This is a genomic window from Streptomyces sp. NPDC005533, from assembly GCF_042871845.1.
In the GTDB taxonomy this organism is placed as follows: Bacteria; Actinomycetota; Actinomycetes; order Streptomycetales; family Streptomycetaceae; genus Streptomyces.
Genome location: NZ_JBIAJH010000001.1, coordinates 170,383 through 189,313, shown reverse-complemented (window position 1 = coordinate 189,313; position 18,931 = coordinate 170,383). Strand labels below are relative to the sequence as shown.

Sequence of the window (18,931 nt, the reverse complement as noted above, 5' to 3'; positions counted from 1 at the left end):
ATCCTGTCACATGGTGGCCGTACGGCCAATACCGTGCGGGCGCTCGATGCCCGAATCTGGACCACGTCGCCGGGAAACGGCCCGGAAAACGACGCACTGACCGTAATGACATGGAATGAGGCAGACAGATATGCGCGCGATCGTCGTGAACGGGTGGGGCGGCCCCGAGACCCTGGTCGAGCGGGAGATCGAGCGGCCGGAGCCCGGCCTGGGCGAGGTCCTGGTCCGCGTCCACGCCGCGGGCGTCAACCCGGTCGACTGGAAGACCCGGGCCAGCGGCGCGCTGATCGCGTGGGGCGAGACCCCCGTCGTCGGCTGGGACGTCTCGGGCACCGTCGAGGCGGTCGGCCCCGGCACGACCCTCTACGCGCCGGGCGACGAGGTCTACGGGATGCCCCTGTTCCCGCGGCAGGCCGGCGGATACGCCGAGTACGTGACCGCCCCCGCCCGGCACTTCGCCCGCAAGCCCGCCACCCTCGACCACGTGCAGGCGGCCGCGCTGCCGCTGGCGGCGCTGACCGCCTGGCATGCGCTGGTGGACACGGCCGGGGTCACGGCCGGACAGCGGGTGCTCGTGCACGCGGCGGCCGGCGGCGTCGGCCACTTGGCGGTGCAGATCGCCAAGGCACGCGGCGCGTACGTGATCGGCACGGCGAGCGCGGGCAAGCACGCGCTGCTGCGCGAGCTCGGCGCCGACGAGGTGATCGACTACCGCACCACGGACTTCGAGGACGTCGTCTCCGGCGTGGACGTCGTGGTCGACGCCGTCGGCGGGGAGTACACGGGGCGCTCCCTGAAGGTGCTGAGGCCGGGCGGACACCTGGTGACCCTGCCGGGCCCGGACGGCATCCCCGCGGACACGGAGGGCGTGCACGCCTCCTGGGTCCTGGTGGAGCCCGACCTGCAAGGCCTGCGGGAGATCGCCGCCCTGGCCGAGCAGGGCCTGCTGAAGCCGCTCGTCGACACGGTGCTGCCGCTGGAGCAGGCCGCGAAGGCGCACGAGATCGGCGAGCTGGGCCGCACCACCGGCAAGATCGTCCTCACGGTCGCCTGAGCGGCGCGGTCCACCGCGGGACGGCCCGGGGCCGGGTCAAGGCCTCGGCCGTCCGCGCAGGTGCCGCTGGAGCCGGGCGTGGCGGAACTGGTAGACGGCGCCGACCTGGCGCAGCACGCCGCGCCGGTAGGCGTCCTCCAGGAAGGCGACGGTCGCCCAGGGCAGGCGACCGGTCAGCGGCAGCCAGACGCGGGCCAGCAGCACCCACTGGCCCCAGGCGGTGAACGCCAGGACGTAGGAGAGGGAGCCGGCCACCCCGCCCACCGCGCCGAGCGCGAGCCCGTCGGCCATCGGCCAGGTCAGGGGGCCGACGACGTCCTGGAGCAGCTCGGTCAGCAGCCGGCCGCCGAAGGCGATCACCACGGTGAGCATCGGCGCGAGCAACAGGGCCTGGCGCACCACGATGCTGCGGTTGACGGCGAGCAGGTCCGTCGGGGTGGCGGCGCGGCCCAGGTCGATGGGGGTCTCCAAAGTGGCCATGAGCCCGAGTACCAGCCCTCCCGCCAGGGCGAACGTGAGCCCGTACATCAGGCAGTTGACGGCCGTCGCCTTGATCACCGCGGGGTTGGCCAGCACCCCGCCGTACGTCAGCTGCGCGCCGACGGTGTAGGCGAGCCCGCACCCGAGGCCCATCACGCATCCGCCGAGCAGTCCGGCCGGTACGAGGGCGGCGACGCGGCGGGCGGACGGTCCGGCGGGCGGACGGCGGCGGCGGGCGGGCAGCCGAATCCGTACCCGGGACGGCTCGAACGCCCGGATCCCGAGCACGGCCACGAGTCCGTGGACCAGCCCGAAGGCGAGACCGACGGCGGGGCCGAACAGCAGCGCGTCCAGCAGGCCGCTACCGAGGGCGAAGGCGGCGCCGTGGCCCGCCAGCAGGTTCCTGGCGGGGAAGACCAGCCAGTCGGCTACCGCGGTGACCAGGGAGCAGGCGAGGACGACGGCGAGGATCCGCGAGGCGAGCGGCAGTGACTCGCGCAGCTGCCACCAGGCCAGGTCCTGGCCCTCGCGCCGCCCGGGCCGGTCCAGGTGCCGGGCGAGGTGGCCCAGGTAGTGCCGGGCGCGCTGCGGGTCCCAGGTGCGGGTGCGGCGGGCACGGCGGGCGCGCGGGACGGCCGTGGGGGGCGCCGCGTAGACGCTCGGCACGAACCCGGCCAGCAGGTGCTCCTCGATGGCCCCCGGGGTCGGGAAGCGGGCGGAGTCCAGCAGTACGGCCGGGTCCTGGGCCGGGGTGTCGCTGTAGACGGTCCGGGCGAGCAGGACCATCAGGGGGGTGCACAGCACGGCCGCGAGGCGGGCGCCGGGGGCGCCGTCCGGATCCGTGCGCAGCCGCTCCAGTACGGGGTCCCAGCCGGTGGCGGCCCGGCCGTCGGGGTCGGCCGGGGCGGTGGGGCGCGCGGTGCGGGGCAGGTAGTGGACCAGGTCGTCGGCGTTCAGGTCCAGCAGCTCGATGCCCGCGGTCCGGCGGAGCACCTCGACTCCGACGGCCTCGGCGAACTGCTCGGTGCGGCTGGTCAGGAGCAGCGGCAGCGCACTGGTGTTGAGTTCGCGCAGGGCGACGCCGAGCAGCCCGGTGGCCATCTCGTCGAACCCGTCCAGCACCGGCAGGACCCATCCGGCGTCGACGAGGGCGGCGGCGAGGGTGGAGCCGCCGGGCGCGCTCGCGTCGAGGTTCGGGTGGTCGCGCAGCAGCCGGGCGATCAGCCAGTCGCGCAGGGTGGTGCCGGTCGGGTCCCACGATCCCACGCTGAAGACCACGGGCACGGGCTCGCCGGGGGTGCGGGCCCCCAGGTGGTCGAGGACGAACCGCAGCACGAGGACGGTCTTGCCGGAGCCGGCCCGGCCGAGCACCACCAGCCGGCCGGAGCGGACGCGCCGGTAGGCGTCGGCGATGTCGGTGATGTCGGTGATGTCGGTGAGGCCGCCGTCCAGGGCCGGCTGCCCGTCGGCGGTCCCGGAAGCTCCGGCGGCTCCGGCTGCTCCGGAAGCGTCGCCGGCCCCGGGGGGCGTGCCGCTGATGTTGGCCCGGTGGTCGAGCAGTTCGGCGGGCGCGGAACGCCAGCGCACGGGCAGCGGGAAGGGGTCGTGGACGCGGCGCTGCTCCTCCTCGCGGATGCAGCGGCCGTAGACGTCGTGGGCGAGCGCCTCGGCGACCGCGGCCAGGGCGCCCCGGGACGTCGGCAGCGTCCCGGGGCGCCCCGGCCGGGCCGGTAAGGGAGCGGGCACGGAGGCGGGTGCGGGAGGCGGAGCCGCGGCCGCGGGGGGCGCGGGCGGCTCGCGCACGCCCTCCTGCGCGGCCCGCCCGGCGGCGGCCGGGCTGCCCCGGTGGGCGGCCAGCAGGTCCGTCCAGAGCTCGTCCCGGTCGCGCCTCAGCTCGTCGGCCAGTGCGTGCGCGACCTGCTTCACCGTTCCCATCCGGGCGTCGGTGGGTTTGCCGGTCTCCAGCCGGTGGATGGTCCGGACCCCGAGCCGGGACCGCTCGGCCAGCTGCTCCTGCGTCATCCCCGCCTCGTGCCGCAACCCGCGGAGCAACGCGCCGAACCGGCTGCTCACTTGTACGCCCTTTCCCCCGACGACGCTCCTGCCACCTGTGTCCGATGTCCTGCGGGATCCCGGTCAAACCACGGGGCACCACCGACCGGCCACATATGGCCGGTTGCGGGCATGGTCCGCCGACCAGCGCGAACACCACGATGAGTGCCTGTCGCCGCACCCGACGCGGCGCCGCCTCGACCCAGGGGAGTTGACCCGTATGTCCACCACGAAGCCGAGCAGGCTCACCCGTCGCCTCAAGTCCGTCGTCGCGTCGACGGCCTTATTGCTCGCCGGTGCCGTCGTCGCGCCGACCGGCGCACACGCCGCCCCGGCGAACCACTACTACATCGAGATCGGCGGCACCGGCGCGGCTGCGGACGCGCCCGGATGCACCACGAGCTTCGACGCCGCGAACAGGGATCTGAAGGGAGGCATCGCGATTCCGGTCTGCTATGTGGCCAGCGGCGGCCCCTTCGTCGGCAGCCACAACGAGCAGCCGGCCCCCTTCGCGCCGAGCTTCGGCGACAGCGTGAACCAGGGCTACTGGAACGCCAAGGCCGCCCTGGAGGACGCCTACCGGGCCGACCCGACCGCGACCTTCACCGTCGCCGGCTACTCCCAGGGCGCCTGGGTCGCCGACCTGCTGCTCCAGACGATCGCCGACAACGGCACCGAGGTGCCGCGCGAGCGGGTCGACGGCATGCTCTACTCCGACCCGATGCAGCCCGGAACCGGTTTCTGGCGCCTGGTCCCGGAGGGGGTCCTCATCCCCTTCGTGGCCTACTCCCCCGGTACCGGGCCGGAGGACTTCCCGGGCGTCCCCGTCCAGCGGCACTGCATCCGGACGGACGGGGTCTGTGACGCGACGTCCCTGGACTCCTTCCCCGGCTTCCTGCAGCAGCACCCGCGCTACTTCCGGGAGGGCGAGATCATCGCCACCACCCTCGTGCAGCACGGCGGCCGCGGCACCGTCTGGTACCCGGCGGCCTGATTCCGGACGGCACGACGTCGCGGCCCGCACTGGGGGGGGCCGCGGCGTCGTGCGTGAACGGGGCCGGTCAGACGGCGGCGGCGGCCCGCGTCGTGGTCGCGATGGTGGCGGAGCCGACCACGCGGGTGCCGTCGTAGAGCACGATCGCCTGGCCGGGGGCCACGCCGCGGACCGGCTCGGTGAAGGAGACGCGCAGCTCGCCGTCCACGACCTCGGCGAAGACCTCGGTCTCGCCGCCGTGGGCGCGCAGCTGGGCGGTGTACGTGCCCGGGGCGGCGGCCACGGCTCCGCACCAGCGGGGGCGGATCGCGGTGAGGGCGGTGACGTCCAGGGCCTCGACCGGGCCGACGGTGACGGTGTTGTTCACCGGGGAGATGTCGAGGACGTAGCGCGGCTTGCCGTCGGGGGCCGGGTGGCCGATGCGCAGGCCCTTGCGCTGGCCGATGGTGAAGCCGAAGGCACCCTCGTGGGTGCCGACCTTCTCGCCGGTCGCCCCGTCGACGATGTCGCCCTCGGCCTTGCCGAGGCGGTCGGCGAGGAAGCCCTGGGTGTCGCCGTCGGCGATGAAGCAGATGTCGTGGCTGTCGGGCTTCTTCGCGACGGCGAGGCCCCGGCGCTCGGCCTCGGCGCGGATCTCGTCCTTGGTGGTGAGGGTGTCACCGAGCGGGAAGAGCGCGTGGGCGAGCTGCTTCTCGTCGAGGACGCCGAGGACGTACGACTGGTCCTTGGCCATGTCGGAGGCGCGGTGCAGCTCGCGGGAGCCGTCCTCGTTCAGTACGACGGTGGCGTAGTGGCCGGTGCAGACGGCGTCGAAGCCGAGGGCGAGGGCCTTGTCGAGCAACGCCGCGAACTTGATCTTCTCGTTGCAGCGCAGGCAGGGGTTCGGGGTGCGCCCGGCCTCGTACTCGGAGATGAAGTCCTCGACGACGTCCTCGCGGAAGCGCTCGGCCAGGTCCCAGACGTAGAACGGGATGCCGATGACGTCGGCGGCGCGGCGGGCGTCGCGGGAGTCCTCGATGGTGCAGCAGCCGCGGGCGCCGGTCCGGAAGGACTGCGGGTTGGCGGAGAGCGCGAGGTGGACACCGGTCACGTCGTGCCCGGCTTCGACCGCGCGGGCGGCGGCGACGGCGGAGTCCACGCCGCCGGACATGGCGGCCAGGACGCGGAGGGGGCGGGCGGTGCGCGGCAGGTTCTCAGTCATAGCGCCTTCCAGGGTACGGGGGAACCGGCCGGGGTCACAGCGCGTTATCGGGTACGGGGGGTGGATCACATGACCGGGCTCGGGAACGAAAGAGCGAAACCGCGGAACCGGACCCGCAGGGCGGTGCTGTTCGGCGGGCTCGGGGTGGTCGCGGCGGCGGCGGTCGTCGGCCGCGACGAGATCGGCCGGGCCTGGTGGCTGATACCGGGCGTGGCCAAGCCGCGCAAGGAGGGCGAGATCGACCACGCGGGGGCGAGCTGGACCTCGGCCTCGCCCGCGAACTGGCGGATGGCGGACCGGCCCGACGACTACCGGGTGGACCGGATCGTCGTCCATGTCACACAGGGCAGCTTCGAGGGCTCGGTGCAGGCCTTCAGGAACCCGTGGCACCGGGCGTCGGCGCACTACATGGTGCGCGGCGACGGCCACGTGGAGCAGCTGGTGCGCGAGATGGACGTGGCCTTCCACGCGGCGAACCGCAGGATGAACGAGCGCAGCATCGGCATCGAGCACGTCGGCTTCGTGGACCGCCCGCAGGACTTCACGGACGCGATGTACGCGGCCTCGGCCCGGCTGGCGGCCGACGTCTGCCGTCGGTACGGGATACCGGCGGACCACACCCACCTCGTGGGGCACTCCGAGGTCCCGGGCGCCGACCACACGGATCCGGGCCCCCACTGGGACTGGGACCGCTACCTGCGCCTCGTCCGGGACGCCCTCGCGGCGGCCCCCGGGTCGGCTAGCTGAGGCCCGCCGTGCGGGCGCGTTCCACCGCGGGGCCGATGGCCGCGGCCACGGCCGCGACGTCCTCCTTGGTGGAGGTGTGGCCGAGCGAGAAGCGCAGGGTGCCGCGGGCCAGCTGCGGGTCGGTGCCGGTGGCCAGCAGGACGTGGCTGGGCTGGGCCACGCCGGCGGTGCAGGCGGAGCCGGTGGAGCACTCGATGCCCTGGGCGTCGAGCAGGAGCAGCAGGGAGTCGCCCTCGCAGCCGGGGAAGCTGAAGTGGGCGTTGGCCGGCAGCCGCCCGTCGGGGTCTCCCCCGAGGACGGCGTCGGGAACGGCCGCGCGGACGGCGGCGACGAGCTCGTCGCGCAGGGCGCCGATCTCGGTGGCGAACCGCTCGCGCCGCTCGGCGGCGAGGACCGCGGCCACCGCGAAGGCGGCGATGGCCGGCACGTCGAGGGTGCCGGAGCGGACGTGCCGCTCCTGGCCGCCGCCGTGCAGGACGGGTACGGGGGTCTGATCGCGGCCGAGGAGCAGCGCGCCGATGCCGTAGGGGCCGCCGACCTTGTGGCCGCTGACGGTCATCGCGGCGAGGTCGCTGTCGGCGAAGCGGACGTCGAGCTGCCCGAAGGCCTGGACGGCGTCGGAGTGCAGCGGGATCCCGTGCTCGCGGGCGACGGCGGCCAGTTCGCGGACCGGCATGACGGTGCCGATCTCGTTGTTGGCCCACATGACGGTGGCCAGGGCCACGTCGTCGGGGTCGCGCTCGACGGCTTCCCGGAAGGCGTCGGGGTGCACGCGGCCGTAGCGGTCCACGGGCAGGTACTCGACGCGGGCGCCCTCGTGTTCGGCGAGCCAGTGGACGGCGTCGAGCACGGCGTGGTGCTCGACGGGGCTGGCCAGGACCCGGGTCCGGCCCGGGTCGGCGTCGCGCCGGGCCCAGTAGAGGCCCTTGACGGCGAGGTTGTCGGCCTCGGTGCCGCCGGCGGTGAAGACCACCTCGCTGGGGCGGGCGCCGACCGCCTCGGCGAAGGCCTCGCGGGCCTCCTCGACGGTGCGGCGGGCCCGGCGGCCGGCGGCGTGGAGGGAGGACGCGTTCCCCGTGGCGGCGAACTGCGCGGTCATCGCCGCGGCGGCCTCCGGCAGCATCGGGGTGGTGGCGGCGTGGTCGAGGTAGGCCATGATCCCCCGATTCTACGAGCCCGCCGGTGCCGGTCCGCCCGGCGGGACCCCCGCCGTCTCCCGCGGCTGCGCCCCGGGCCCCGCGGCGCGGACGCCGGCGGGGCCGGAGGTGACCGGGAGGCCGCCGGGGCCGAGCGGTGCGAGGGGCGCGAGCGGCGTGTTCAGGAACGGAGCGCGCGGGCCAGTTGGCGGGACTGGGCGACCAGGTGGTCCGTCGAGTCCCAGACCTCGGCGTCCTCCTCCAGGAAGCCGCCGGCCAGGTTGCGGGTGGTGATGGCGACCCGCAGCGGGCCGGGGGCCGGACGGCGGCGGACGTGCGTGGTGAGTTCCACGGTCGGGGTCCAGGCCACCAGGCCGAGGTCGAAGGCGGTGGGCGGCAGCGCGTCCACCGCGAGGAGCATGGACAGCGGGTCGGCGTCGCGGCCGTCGGCCAGCTCGAACCACGCCCGCATCTCGCCCTTGCCCGAGGGGGCGCCGACGGCCCAGCCCGCGGTCGCCGGGTCCAGCCGGAGCCGGAGCCGGTCCACGATGGCGGAGCTGCCGGGGATCGGGGCCGGGCCGGCCTCGGGGCCGATGCAGTCCTCGTAGGCGGGCATGACGGGCGGCTCGGCGACCGTGCGGACGTCGTCCGGGAGGGCCGCGAGGTCGCCGTAGGAGGCGAGGACGCGGATGCGTTCGACCTCGGCGCCGCTCTCGTCGAACTGGAACAGCGAGGCCTGTCCGGTGGAGAGGGTGCGGCCGACGCGGACCACCTGCGTGCGGATCACGGCGGGGCCGGGCACGGAGGAGGTCAGGTAGTGCGCGGAGACGGTGAAGGGGTCCGGGTGCGGGAGGGCCGCGGAGAGGGCCCGGCCGACCAGGGCCAGCAGGTAGCCGCCGTTGACGGCGGCGATGATCGTCCACCCGGCGGAGAGTTCCGCGTCGTACACCCCGGGCTCGTCCGCGCGTGCGGTGATGCTGGTGTCGCGGTCGAACTCACTGTCGCCGATGGATGCCTTGGCAGCTGCGTGTGACATGAAAACGACGGTACACCGGGTAGCTACTAAGCGGTAGCTTTCTCTGGTTACGGCTCTTCGGCCACCGAAGAGCGCCGGTTCCAGGCCAGCGGGGCCCGCCAGTGGTAGCGCATGGCGAGGAGCCGCAGGACGAACGTGGTGACGATCGCCAGGCCGGTGGTGACCGCGTTGAGCGAGTCCAGGGCGATGAAGACGGCGACCATGGCGGCGCCGACGGTGGCGGGCACGGCGTACATCTCGCGGTCGCGCAGCAGCGAGGGCACCTCGTTGACGAGGACGTCGCGCAGGACGCCCCCGCCGACGGCGGTCGCCAGGCCGAGCGCGGCGGACGCGGTGAGGCCGAGGCCGTACTCGTAGGCCTTGGTCGTGCCCGTCACGCAGAACAGCGCGAGGCCGGCGGCGTCGAACACGTTGATGGCCCGGTTGATCCGCTGGACCTCGGGGTGCAGGAAGAAGACCAGCGCGGCCGCGATCAGCGGCGTGACGAAGAAACTGAGCTCGCCGAAGGCGGCGGGCGGCACCGCGCCGATGACGAGGTCACGGAAGAGACCACCGCCGAGGGCCGTGACCAGGGCGAGGACGGCGATGCCGAAGACGTCGAAGTTCTTGCGGACGGCGAGCAGGGCGCCGGCGGTGGCGAAGACGAAGATGCCGGCGAGGTCCAGCGCATGCTGGACCCCGGGCGGGAAGAGATCGTGGAGCACCGGCTCATTGTCGCCCCTCGCCCCCCGCCGGGGTGACGGGCGGGGGCCGGGTGCGGGCCGCAGGGGCGGTCCGGCCGGGAGACCCGGTGCTCCGCCCCGCACTGACTGCGCTCGCACGCCGGCGGGGCCGGGTCGTCCGGCCCCGCCGGCCCGGCTACTCCGTCGTCTTGACCACCGCGTCCGCCGCGCCGGGCAGGGGCTTGTCGCCCGGGGCCTGGTCGGGGGCGTTCTCCGGGTGGTGACAGGCCACCTGGTGGCCCGTCTTCAGCGTCAGCAGCGGCGGTTCCTGCGTCGTGCAGATCTGCGTGGCCTTCCAGCACCGCGTGTGGAAGCGGCACCCGCTCGGCGGCGAGATCGGCGAGGGCACGTCGCCCTTGAGCAGGATGCGCCCGCTCTTCGCGCCGCGGCGGCGCGGGTCGGGCACCGGTACGGCCGACAGCAGCGCCTTGGTGTACGGGTGCATCGGGCTCTCGTAGAGCGCGGTCCGGTCGGCCAGTTCCACGAGCTTGCCGAGGTACATCACGGCGATGCGGTCGGACACGTGCCGGATGACCGACAGGTCGTGCGCGATGATCACGTAGGTGAGGCCGAGCTCCTCCTGGAGGTCGTCCAGCAGGTTGACCACCTGGGCCTGGATCGACACGTCCAGCGCCGAGACCGGCTCGTCCGCGACGACCAGCTTCGGGTTCAGGGCCAGGGCGCGGGCGATGCCGATGCGCTGGCGCTGGCCGCCGGAGAACTCGTGCGGGTAGCGGTTGTAGTGCTCCGGGTTGAGGCCCACCAGCGACAGCAGCCGCTGGACCTCCGCCTTGAGCCCGCCCTCCGGCTGCACGCCCTGCAACTTGAAGGGGGCGCTGACGATCGTGCCGACCGTGTGGCGCGGGTTCAGCGAGCCGTACGGGTCCTGGAAGATCATCTGGATGTCGCGGCGCAGCGGCCGCATGGCCGAGGGCCCGAGGTGGGTGATGTCCTTGCCCTCGAACTCGATGGTCCCGCCCGTGGGCTCCAGCAGCCGGGTGATCAGCCGGCCCATGGTGGACTTGCCGCAACCGGACTCGCCCACGACCCCGAGGGTCTCACCGCGCCGCACCTCGAAGTCGAGGCCGTCGACGGCCTGGACCGCGCCGGACTGCCGGCGCAGCAGCCCCTTGTGGATGGGGAAGTGCTTGGTCAGCCCGGACACCTTGAGCAGCGGCCCGGGCTCCTCCGCCCGCTGCGCGGGGACACCGGGGGCGTCCGTCTTCTTCATGTCCTCGGTCACAGCTTCGGCGCAATCTCTTCGGTCCAGATCCGGGTCCGCTGTTCCGTCGACATGTGGCAGGCGGACCAGTGCTTGTGCCCGTCCTCGGTCAGCTCGGGCCGCAGGGTGCGGGTGATCCCGTCCTTGGGCACGTCGGCGTACGGGCAACGCGGATTGAAGGCACAGCCGCTGGGGATGTTGATGAGGCTGGGCGGCGAGCCCTTGACCGGGATGAGCCGCTCGGTCTGGTCGCGGTCGATGCGGGGCATCGAACCGAGCAGGCCCCAGGTGTACGGGTGGCGGGGTTCGTAGAAGACCTTCTCGGCGGAACCGCGCTCCACGCACCGGCCGCCGTACATCACGAGGATGTCGTCGGCCATCTCGGCGACCACTCCGAGGTCGTGGGTGATCATGATGACCGCGGAGCCGAACTCCTTCTGCAGGTCCCGGATGAGGTCGAGGATCTGCGCCTGGACGGTGACGTCGAGGGCGGTCGTCGGCTCGTCCGCGATGAGCAGCTCGGGGTTGTTCACCAGCGCCATCGCGATCATGGCGCGCTGGCGCATGCCGCCCGAGAACTCGTGCGGGTAGTTGTCCACCCGCTTGTCGGGCTCGGGGATGCCGACGCGGTCCAGCATCTCGACGGCCCGGGCGCGCGCCACCTTCTTGTTCACGTCGTGGTGGACCCGGTAGGCCTCCACGATCTGGGAACCGATGGTGTAGTAGGGGTGCATCGCGCTGAGCGGGTCCTGGAAGATCATCGCCATCTCACGGCCGCGCAGCTTGCGCACCTCCTCCGGGTGGGCGGAGAGCAGCTCCTTGCCGTCCAGCCAGACCTCGCCCGAGAGGGAGGCGCTGGAGCGGCCGCCGTTGCCGACGCGGTGCAGTCCCATGAGGGCCAGCGAGGTGACGGACTTGCCGGAGCCCGACTCGCCCACGATGCCGAGGGTCTTGCCCTTCTCCAGCTGGAAGGAGAGGCCGTCGACCGATTTCACCAGGCCGTCGTCCGTGGGGAAGTGGACCCGCAGGTCGCGGACGTCGAGGAAGGCCCCGGGCGCGCCGGATGCCGCTGCGGTGGCGGTACCGGTGGCGGTTTCGGTGCCGGTGCTGGTTTCGGTGCCCTGGCCGGCACCGCTGACGGGCTTCGTCGGGTCGGTCACGACAGCCTCACCCTCGGGTCGATGATGGCGTAGACGAGGTCGACCAGCAGGTTGCACAACACGATGAAGAACGCGGCGAACAGGGTCACGCCGAGGATCTTCGGAAGGTCGTTGACCGCGATCGCCTGGTAGGCGTACTCGCCGACCCCGTGGTACGAGAAGACGGTCTCGGTGACGATGGCGCCGCCGAGGAGGAGTCCGAAGTCCATGCCGAAGATGGTGATGATCGGCGTCAGCGCGGACCTGAGTCCGTGCCGGGTCACCACCACGCGCTCCCGCAGGCCCTTGGCGCGGGCCGTCCGGATGTAGTCCTCGCTCATCGTCTCCAGCATCCCGGCCCGGGTGAGGCGGGCGTAGAGCGCCGAGTAGAGGAAGGCGAGGGTGCACCAGGGCAGGACGAGCGCCTGGAACCAGCCGGCCGGGTCGTCGGAGAAGTCGACGTACACGTTGGTGAAGATCGGCCAGTTGAAGACGAACAGCGCCAGCGACAGGACGCCGGTGAAGAACATGGGCAGCGAGACGCCGGCCAGCGCCACGCCCATGGCCACGCGGTCGAAGAGCGACCCGGGGCGCAGGGCGGAGACGACGCCGGTGGTCACACCGGTGACCAGCCAGACGAAGGCCGCGCCGAAGGCGAGGGAGGCCGTGACGGGCAGGCGCTCCAGCATCTGGGGCCAGACCTCGACGTGGTCCTTGAAGGAGTAGCCGAGGCAGGGCGCGTGGCACTGGGAGGGCTGCGGGCCGAAGTTGAACTCGCGGCCGACGAATATCCCCTTCAGGAACTCCCAGAACTGGTGGTGCAGGGGCTGGTCGAGGCCGAGGTTCTGCTTGACCGCGGCGATCGACTCCGGTGACGGGTTCTTGCCGATGTACTGGGTGGCAAGCGAGTCGACGGTTCCGCCGGCCAGCCTGGGCAGCAGGAAGAAAATCGCAAAGGTGATCGCGCTGACGACGAGCAGCAGGGCCACCGCGGCGATCATCCGCCGGACGATGTACACAAACACGAGGGTCGGCTTCGGCGTCCGCCGGCCCGTACGGCCCCCCGGTCGGGGGAGCCGCACGAGCCGGCGTGCACTGCTGCCTTCACCTGCCTTCCACGGTTCTGGCAGATCGGGCTGAAGGGTCGGGCCTTACGGGGTTCGGACTTACTTGAGGCCGACGTTGAGGTAGTCGTACTGGCCGCTCCAGGCCGGGTTCGACACCGCGTTGGTGATCTTCGGCGAGCGGTAGTGCAGCACCTTGAAGTAGGTCAGCGGCACGATGACCGCCTCGTCCATGACCTTCTTGTCGATGTCGCCGTAGACCTTCTCCCGCGCGGCGGGGTCGGTGTTGGCGATGTTGTCGTTGAGCATCTTGTTGATCTCGGGGTTGTTCAGCTGCGACAGGTTGGTGTTGCCCGTCTTGCCGATCGCGTCACCGTGGACGACCTGCTGGAGGAAACCGAAGCCGGTCGGCCAGTCGGCACCCCACTGCATCATCATGAGGCCGATCTTGTTGTCCTCGGTGAACTTGGGGACGCCCGCGTAGTCACTGAAGTACTTGCCGGCCGGGTACTGCTGGATCTTGACGGTGATCCCGACCTTCTTCAGCGAGGCCTGGATGGCGGTGGCCATGTCGACCTCACCGGCACGGTCGTTGCGGGCCGTGATGATGGTCTCGAAGCCGTTGGGCTGGCCGCAGGCGGTCAGCAGCTCCTTGGACTTGGCCTCGTCACCCTTGTTGTCCGGGGTCTTGTACGTGTCGAAGTCCACGTGGCCCGGGATGTCCGTCGGCAGCACCGTGCTGGCGATGGCGCCGCGGACCGGTCCGCCGAACGCGGTCTGCACCGAGACCTTGTCCACCGCGTACTGGACGGCCTTGCGGCACTCGACCTTGTCGAAGGGCGCCACCTTGGTGTTGATCGCCATGTAGACCAGGCGACCGCCCTGCGCGTTGTCGGTGTTCGGGTCCTTCGAGCTCAGCAGCTCCGACTGGGTCTGCTGGGCGACGCCGTTGCCCACGATGTCGATGTGGGAGTTGCCGGCCTTCAGGTTGGAGTCGATCGTCTCCTGGTTGACCTTCAGCTTGACGACGATCTTGTCCGGCAGCTGCTTGCGGAGCGGGTCGTTGCCGGCGTCCCAGTTGGGGTTGCGGACCAGGACGGCCTGCTTGTCCTGCTCGTAGCTCTCGAACATGTACGAGCCGGAGGACATGATGTGCTTGACGTAGTCCGCGCCGTCGTCCTTGGCCTTCGGCACCGGGGCCGACTGCGGGTTGGCCAGCAGGTAGTCGAACTCCGCGAAGGGCTGCTTGAGCTTGAAGACGATGGTGTGGTCGTCCGGGGTCTCGATGGACTTCAGACCCTCGTCGCTCTTGTCCTTGTACGGGCCTTCGTACTTCGGCTCGTTGTCCTTGAGGTACTGGGCCAGGTAGCTCGGGCCGTTGGAGTGGACGTCACGGGCGAAGTTGCTCCGCTCGACGCCGTACTTGACGTCCTTCGAGGTGACCTCGGTGCCGTCGCTGTACTTCACGCCCTTGCGGAGCTTGTACGTCCAGGTGGCGCCGCCGTCGCTCGCGACGCCCAGGGACTCGGCGAGGTCCGGCACGACCTTGTTGCCCTCGGCGCCCGGCGCGGGGGCGAAGGTGGTCAGCGGACGCGCGTACAGACGGCTGAAGTTGAAGACGAAGCCGTAGTACGTGTTGCCCGGGTCGAAGGAGTCGGGCGTGTCGGACGCCTCGTAGACGAGCGTCCCACCCTTCTTGTCCGAGGTGTTGACGACACCCGTGACGGCGGCGTTGGCAGCGGCGGCCTTGCCGTCGCCCTCACCCGTCTTGTCCCCGCCGCTGCACGCGGAGGCGCCCATGGCGATGCTGATGGCGGCCACGAGCACCGCAGCTGATCTCGACCTGCTTTTCATGGTGGAGTTAAGCCCCCTGATTCAGAGTGGAGTGGTGATGGGGTGGGCGGTGGCCCGGCCGCGCCCGAGGAAACGGTTCAGCGGCGGCTCTTGGGGTCCAGGGCGTCCCGCAGACCGTCGCCGAGCAGGTTGAAGGCGAGCACGGTGATGAAGATCGCCAGGCCCGGCACGACCATGTACATCGGGTCGACCTTGTAGTACCTGACGGCCTCGCTCAGCATTCCGCCCCAGGAAGCCTGCGGGGGCTGGATACCGACGCCCAGGAAGCTCAGGGACGCCTCGAAAAGGATGTTGGTGGGGATCAGCAGGGTCGCGTAGACGAGGATCGGCGCCACCAGGTTCGGAAGCAGCTCCCTGAAGACGATGAACGGGCCCCGCGCTCCCAGGGAGCGCGCCGCGTCGACGAACTCCCGTTCGCGCAGCGACAGCGTCTGGCCGCGCACGATGCGTCCGATGTACGGCCAGCCGAAGAAGCCGATCACGAACACCAGCACGCTGATGTGGAGCGGCAGCCCCTCCAGTCCGAAGGCGCCGCCCTGCAGCGCGGCCGAGATGGAGATCGCGAACAGCAGCAGCGGGAAGGCGAGGAAGGTGTCCATCATCCGGCTGATGACGGTGTCGGCCCAGCCGCCGTAGTAGCCGGCGACGACGCCCAGCACCGAGCCGATGACCACGGACAGCAGGGTCGAACCGAAGGCCACGAGCAGCGACACCCAGGAGCCCTCCAGGATGCGGGTGGCGATGTCACGGCCGAACTTCGGCTCCACGCCCAGCGGGTGGGACCAGCTGATGCCGCCGAAGGAGCCGACGGGAGTCGCGAGCGACGGGTCGATCAGGTCCTGGTGGAGGGCGTCGGGATCGAGGCCGAAGACCGCCTGGATCGGCTGCGAGAGAACGGCCAGCACGACCAGGAAGAGGACGACGATCCCGCCGGCCATCGCGACCTTGTCCCGCTTGAGGCGGGTCCAGGCGATCCGGCCGAGCGAACGACCCTCAATCGCCCCTTGCTTCGCCCCGTCCGGGCTGGCGCCGGGCTGGAGCCCCGCGGGCCCGCTGGTCTCGGTAGGTGCCGTCATCGTGGTGGGGACCCCTCTCGGCCGGCTGGTGGCCGGCCCCTGCCAGCCGCTGTGACGGCTTGGTTCACATCGTGTCGCGGTTGTCGCTGGTCGTCGGCGGTCCGGCGCTACGGAACCGGTCGCGAAATGCGGATGAAGAGTGGGCACCCGCTGGTTGGGCCCTCTCAGTGGGGGGAGTCTTCAACGGTCTCTCGATCACCCGCCAGACCCGACGGTGATGTGATGCGCAACCGTGATGTGACGAGTCGACTTCCGTTATCCGAACGGCGCACCCGCCTCAGCGGTTCAAGACCTCATGTTCGGCGCGGAACGGACATCCGTCCCAACTGCCCTTTCGGACATGGATCTTGGGTTTATTCCGTGGATATGCGGAAGGCCGCACCCATGGGTGGGGTGCGGCCTTCGTGGGGGATGTCTCGATATGCGGAGGGACGGATCAGTACGCCGGGGCCTGGCCCTCGCGGTCGTAGAAGGGGCGGGTCTGCGCGCGCAGCCACATCGCCACCGGGTCGTGTTCGTCCGCCAGCGCGACCGTGCACACCGGGACGCCCTCGGGGACCACCCCGACGGACTGGCGCATCATCTCCCGTACGGATTCCAGCGCGGGCGCGGAGGCGTCGTACAGGTCGAGACCGACCGCGAGGTACGGGGACCCGAGCGCGGGCTGCACCCAGGCGCGGCGCAGCGACCGGACGGCGGGCGTGCGGTGGGCGTGCTGGGTCAGCAGCCCGTAGAACTGCGGGAGCTCGATCGACGGCTCGGAGAGCCGCAGCGGGCCGGCCGGCATCCGGTCCAGGCCGGTGGCGATGCGGCGCAGGTCGGCCCAGGGAACGCCGAGGCCGCCGCCCGGAGCGTGCGGGTTGAGCCACAGGCCCCAGCGGTCCGGGTACAGGGCGCGGGCGATGTCCCGCCCGGTGACCACCTCGAAGCCCCGGTTCCAGCCGCTGGCGGCCAGCTCCTGCGGGGAGGTGACGCAGGGCGCGTACCCGAGGCCGTCGACCTCCATGCCGCCGTACTGGGCGTCCGGGGAGCCCGGCTGGCCCTGCCAGAGCAGCATCCAGAGCCGCCCCTCGGCCAGGGCGTGCAGGAGCGACTCGTAACTCTCATAGCGCCCGGGGGTCACCTGGCGCATCATGTGCTCGACCTGCCCGGCCGCGGCCGTGCCTGACGCACTCACCCGGTACCCCTCTTCGTCCGCCCGTCGTCCACGCGTGCCCCTCAGCTTAAGCGGCCCTACGGGAGGTAGAAGGGGCGTACGCGCTCACGAATCCAGTCCGTGACCGGGTCCTGGGCGGCGTCCAGCAGGATCAACTGCACGGGCCACGGCGGCGGGACGCGCGTCAGCGCCCGTCCGAGGGCCTCCATCGGGGCCTCGCGCATCTCGGGTTCCCATCCCAGCAGGCGGACACCGATGAACAGCTCCGGCGCACCGCCCTCGACGCTGGCCAGGCAGCGGTGCGCGGCCGCGACCACTCCGGTGGCCCGGAACTCCTCGGCCGCGGCGGCCAGGAAGTCCACCGGGTCCTCCTGCCAGTCGGGCTCGTAGAGCCGGACGCGGCCGCCGGTGGAGGGGCCGTCGAGGGGGGTCCGGCCGGTGCGGCAGAGCTCCGCCACGGCGGGCGGGGGGAGCGGGACGCCGACGGCGCCCTCGGGATTGACCGCGATGCCGAGCTGCGGGGGCAGGCCGCGGGCGAACTCCACGGCCGGGGCCACGGCGAAGTCCATGCCGGGGCCGACGCACGCGAGGAACTGGGCCTCGGAGCTGTAGACGGGGACGTAGGCCGCGCCGTCGATGTCCATCGTGGGCAGGGTGAGGTCGGCCGAGTCCGGGCCGCCGCCACCGGGCAGGGGCACCCATACCTGGCTGCGCCCGAGCACCTCCAGGATCCGCCCGCCGGCGTCCGGCTGCCCGAGCGCCGCCCCGAGCACGTGCTCCAGCTCATTCCCCGGCCAGCCGCTGCCCTGCATGTCCCGTGCCTCCGTGATCCCGCCGCGTGTCGCCCCGCAGGGTACCGGCCCCGCGCGCCGCCCCACCGCCGGGGCCGGGATTCGGCCTGGCCCGCGGTCGGGGCGTGGGGCCCGGGACGGAGTCCGGGCTCAGCCGTGGAAGGCGATGCCCGTCACCGCGGCAGCCGAGCGGCGGTCCAGCAGGGTGACGGAGGCGCAGCCCCGCGGGGGACGGCCCGCCTCGGCCTCGCGCAGGAGGCGGCCCACCGCGCCCCGGTGGCGGGCGAAGGCGTAGGCCGAGACCCGCCGCCCCCGCGCGGCCTGCCCGGAGAGGGCCTCCGCGGGGCTGCTGTCGAGGAGGAGCAGGTGCAGCGCCCGCCCCCGGCGCCGCGCGGCCGCGCCGAGCAGCCCGCGCACCCAGCTCTGCGTACCGCAGTCGTGGACGACCACGGAGGTACCGGAGCGCAGGAGCCGCCACAGCCCCCAGTAGTGCGCGGCGCGCACCAGCGGCCGGTACGCGGCGTACGGCAGGGCCGCCGGCATCCGCCGTTCCCAGCGCTCCCGGGTGTCCTGGGAGTCGACGGCGCCGCCGTCGGCCGCCGCCCGCTTGATCAGGGTGCTCTTGCCGCCGCCGGGCAGGCCGGACACCACGACGATGTCCCCGCCCGCGAAGGCGAGCCGCTGCGGGCCGCGCACCCCGGGTCCGCGCAGGTCGCGTACGGAGCCGGTGCGGGTGTCCGCCGGACGCTCGCGCTCGCGGTCCCGTCCGCGCGCCCCGCGCTGCGCCGGCACCGCGTCCACGGTTCCCGTCGTCGTCACCGCTCCGAATCTCCGCACAGTGTTCGCCTCCCCCGAATCGGGCCACAGGACCCTTGCCCACTGAGTGTAAAGAGACGGTAATCCGGCATCCCCGGTTCCGGGCCGCCCGCTCGGGGTACCGTACGAACTTTCGGACCCCTCCGCCCGATCACGGGCATGGCGTGCAATGATGTGCGCCATCTGGACCAACTGCATACCGGCCGCTTGAATCCGCGCGGGAGAGTCCCGGCACGCCGCAAGGCCGTGCGCGGGCGCCGAAGGAGCAAGATCCTCCCTTGAATCTCTCAGGCCCCGTACCGCGTGGATGAGGCAGATCTGAAAAGCGAGCTGCTCGACAGCTCCACCCAAGGTGCAAGCCGAGGAACTCTCGGCGAACCTCTCAGGTTCC

16 protein-coding genes and 1 riboswitch are annotated in these 18,931 nt (G+C 72.3%); of the genes, 3 read left to right on the top strand and 13 right to left on the bottom strand.

Annotation, left to right across the window (positions count from 1 at the left end; translation table 11 throughout):
* Window positions 1-130: 130 nt before the first annotated feature.
* Window positions 131-1,054 carry an NADP-dependent oxidoreductase gene (locus ACFYP3_RS00855; protein ID WP_388824659.1) on the top strand — a complete coding sequence of 308 codons (924 nt, stop codon included), beginning with the start codon at window positions 131-133 and terminating at the stop codon, window positions 1,052-1,054.
* 36 nt (window positions 1,055-1,090) lie between these two features.
* Here the strand turns inward: ACFYP3_RS00855 and ACFYP3_RS00850 are convergent, their stop codons facing one another.
* Window positions 1,091-3,607: a helix-turn-helix domain-containing protein gene (locus tag ACFYP3_RS00850; RefSeq protein ID WP_388824656.1), complete on the bottom strand. Its 2,517-nt coding sequence runs from the start codon at window positions 3,605-3,607 to the stop codon at window positions 1,091-1,093.
* 199 nt (window positions 3,608-3,806) lie between these two features.
* On the opposite strand from ACFYP3_RS00850, the gene ACFYP3_RS00845 reads away from it, so the two are divergent.
* Window positions 3,807-4,580 (top strand): PE-PPE domain-containing protein, encoded by a 774-nt coding sequence (locus ACFYP3_RS00845; protein ID WP_388824653.1) that lies wholly within the window; start codon window positions 3,807-3,809, stop codon window positions 4,578-4,580.
* A 67-nt stretch (window positions 4,581-4,647) separates the two neighbouring features.
* Here ACFYP3_RS00845 and mnmA read toward each other — a convergent pair whose 3' ends face one another.
* Entirely contained in the window at window positions 4,648-5,781 is a 1,134-nt protein-coding gene (mnmA, locus tag ACFYP3_RS00840; RefSeq protein WP_388824650.1) for a tRNA 2-thiouridine(34) synthase MnmA, read from the bottom strand.
* A gap of 69 nt (window positions 5,782-5,850) precedes the next feature.
* Between mnmA and ACFYP3_RS00835 the strand changes: the two genes are divergently transcribed.
* Window positions 5,851-6,528, top strand: a complete 678-nt coding sequence (locus tag ACFYP3_RS00835; RefSeq protein ID WP_388824647.1) for an N-acetylmuramoyl-L-alanine amidase — start codon at window positions 5,851-5,853, stop codon at window positions 6,526-6,528.
* On the opposite strand, the gene ACFYP3_RS00830 is transcribed toward ACFYP3_RS00835, so the two are convergent.
* From ACFYP3_RS00830 to ACFYP3_RS00780, 11 genes are all read right to left on the bottom strand, one after another.
* Window positions 6,521-7,684 (bottom strand): cysteine desulfurase family protein, encoded by a 1,164-nt coding sequence (locus ACFYP3_RS00830; RefSeq protein ID WP_388824644.1) that lies wholly within the window; start codon window positions 7,682-7,684, stop codon window positions 6,521-6,523. The genes ACFYP3_RS00835 and ACFYP3_RS00830 overlap by 8 nt on opposite strands.
* A 161-nt stretch (window positions 7,685-7,845) precedes the next feature.
* Window positions 7,846-8,700 carry a thioesterase family protein gene (locus tag ACFYP3_RS00825; protein ID WP_030708321.1) on the bottom strand — a complete coding sequence of 285 codons (855 nt, stop codon included), beginning with the start codon at window positions 8,698-8,700 and terminating at the stop codon, window positions 7,846-7,848.
* A gap of 47 nt (window positions 8,701-8,747) precedes the next feature.
* Window positions 8,748-9,404 (bottom strand): trimeric intracellular cation channel family protein, encoded by a 657-nt coding sequence (locus ACFYP3_RS00820; RefSeq protein ID WP_388824641.1) that lies wholly within the window; start codon window positions 9,402-9,404, stop codon window positions 8,748-8,750.
* A gap of 154 nt (window positions 9,405-9,558) precedes the next feature.
* Entirely contained in the window at window positions 9,559-10,653 is a 1,095-nt protein-coding gene (locus tag ACFYP3_RS00815; protein ID WP_388825217.1) for an ABC transporter ATP-binding protein, read from the bottom strand.
* 8 nt (window positions 10,654-10,661) lie between these two features.
* Complete coding sequence (locus ACFYP3_RS00810; RefSeq protein ID WP_388824638.1) at window positions 10,662-11,804, bottom strand: ABC transporter ATP-binding protein; 1,143 nt, start codon at window positions 11,802-11,804, stop codon at window positions 10,662-10,664.
* Window positions 11,801-12,808: an ABC transporter permease gene (locus ACFYP3_RS00805; RefSeq protein ID WP_388824635.1), complete on the bottom strand. Its 1,008-nt coding sequence runs from the start codon at window positions 12,806-12,808 to the stop codon at window positions 11,801-11,803. Before ACFYP3_RS00805 ends, ACFYP3_RS00810 begins: the two co-directional genes overlap by 4 nt.
* Window positions 12,809-12,949: 141 nt before the next feature.
* Window positions 12,950-14,647: an ABC transporter substrate-binding protein gene (locus tag ACFYP3_RS00800; protein ID WP_388825215.1), complete on the bottom strand. Its 1,698-nt coding sequence runs from the start codon at window positions 14,645-14,647 to the stop codon at window positions 12,950-12,952.
* A 131-nt stretch (window positions 14,648-14,778) separates the two neighbouring features.
* Window positions 14,779-15,777, bottom strand: coding sequence for an ABC transporter permease (locus ACFYP3_RS00795; RefSeq protein ID WP_388824632.1), 999 nt, complete (start codon window positions 15,775-15,777; stop codon window positions 14,779-14,781).
* 436 nt (window positions 15,778-16,213) lie between these two features.
* Window positions 16,214-16,954, bottom strand: a complete 741-nt coding sequence (locus tag ACFYP3_RS00790; protein WP_388824629.1) for an enhanced serine sensitivity protein SseB C-terminal domain-containing protein — start codon at window positions 16,952-16,954, stop codon at window positions 16,214-16,216.
* 56 nt (window positions 16,955-17,010) lie between these two features.
* Entirely contained in the window at window positions 17,011-17,745 is a 735-nt protein-coding gene (locus tag ACFYP3_RS00785) for an enhanced serine sensitivity protein SseB (RefSeq protein WP_388824626.1), read from the bottom strand.
* A 129-nt stretch (window positions 17,746-17,874) separates the two neighbouring features.
* Window positions 17,875-18,543: an AAA family ATPase gene (locus ACFYP3_RS00780; protein WP_388824623.1), complete on the bottom strand. Its 669-nt coding sequence runs from the start codon at window positions 18,541-18,543 to the stop codon at window positions 17,875-17,877.
* Window positions 18,544-18,748: 205 nt separating this feature from the next.
* A riboswitch (glycine riboswitch) is annotated at window positions 18,749-18,852 on the top strand.
* Window positions 18,853-18,931: the final 79 nt, after the last annotated feature.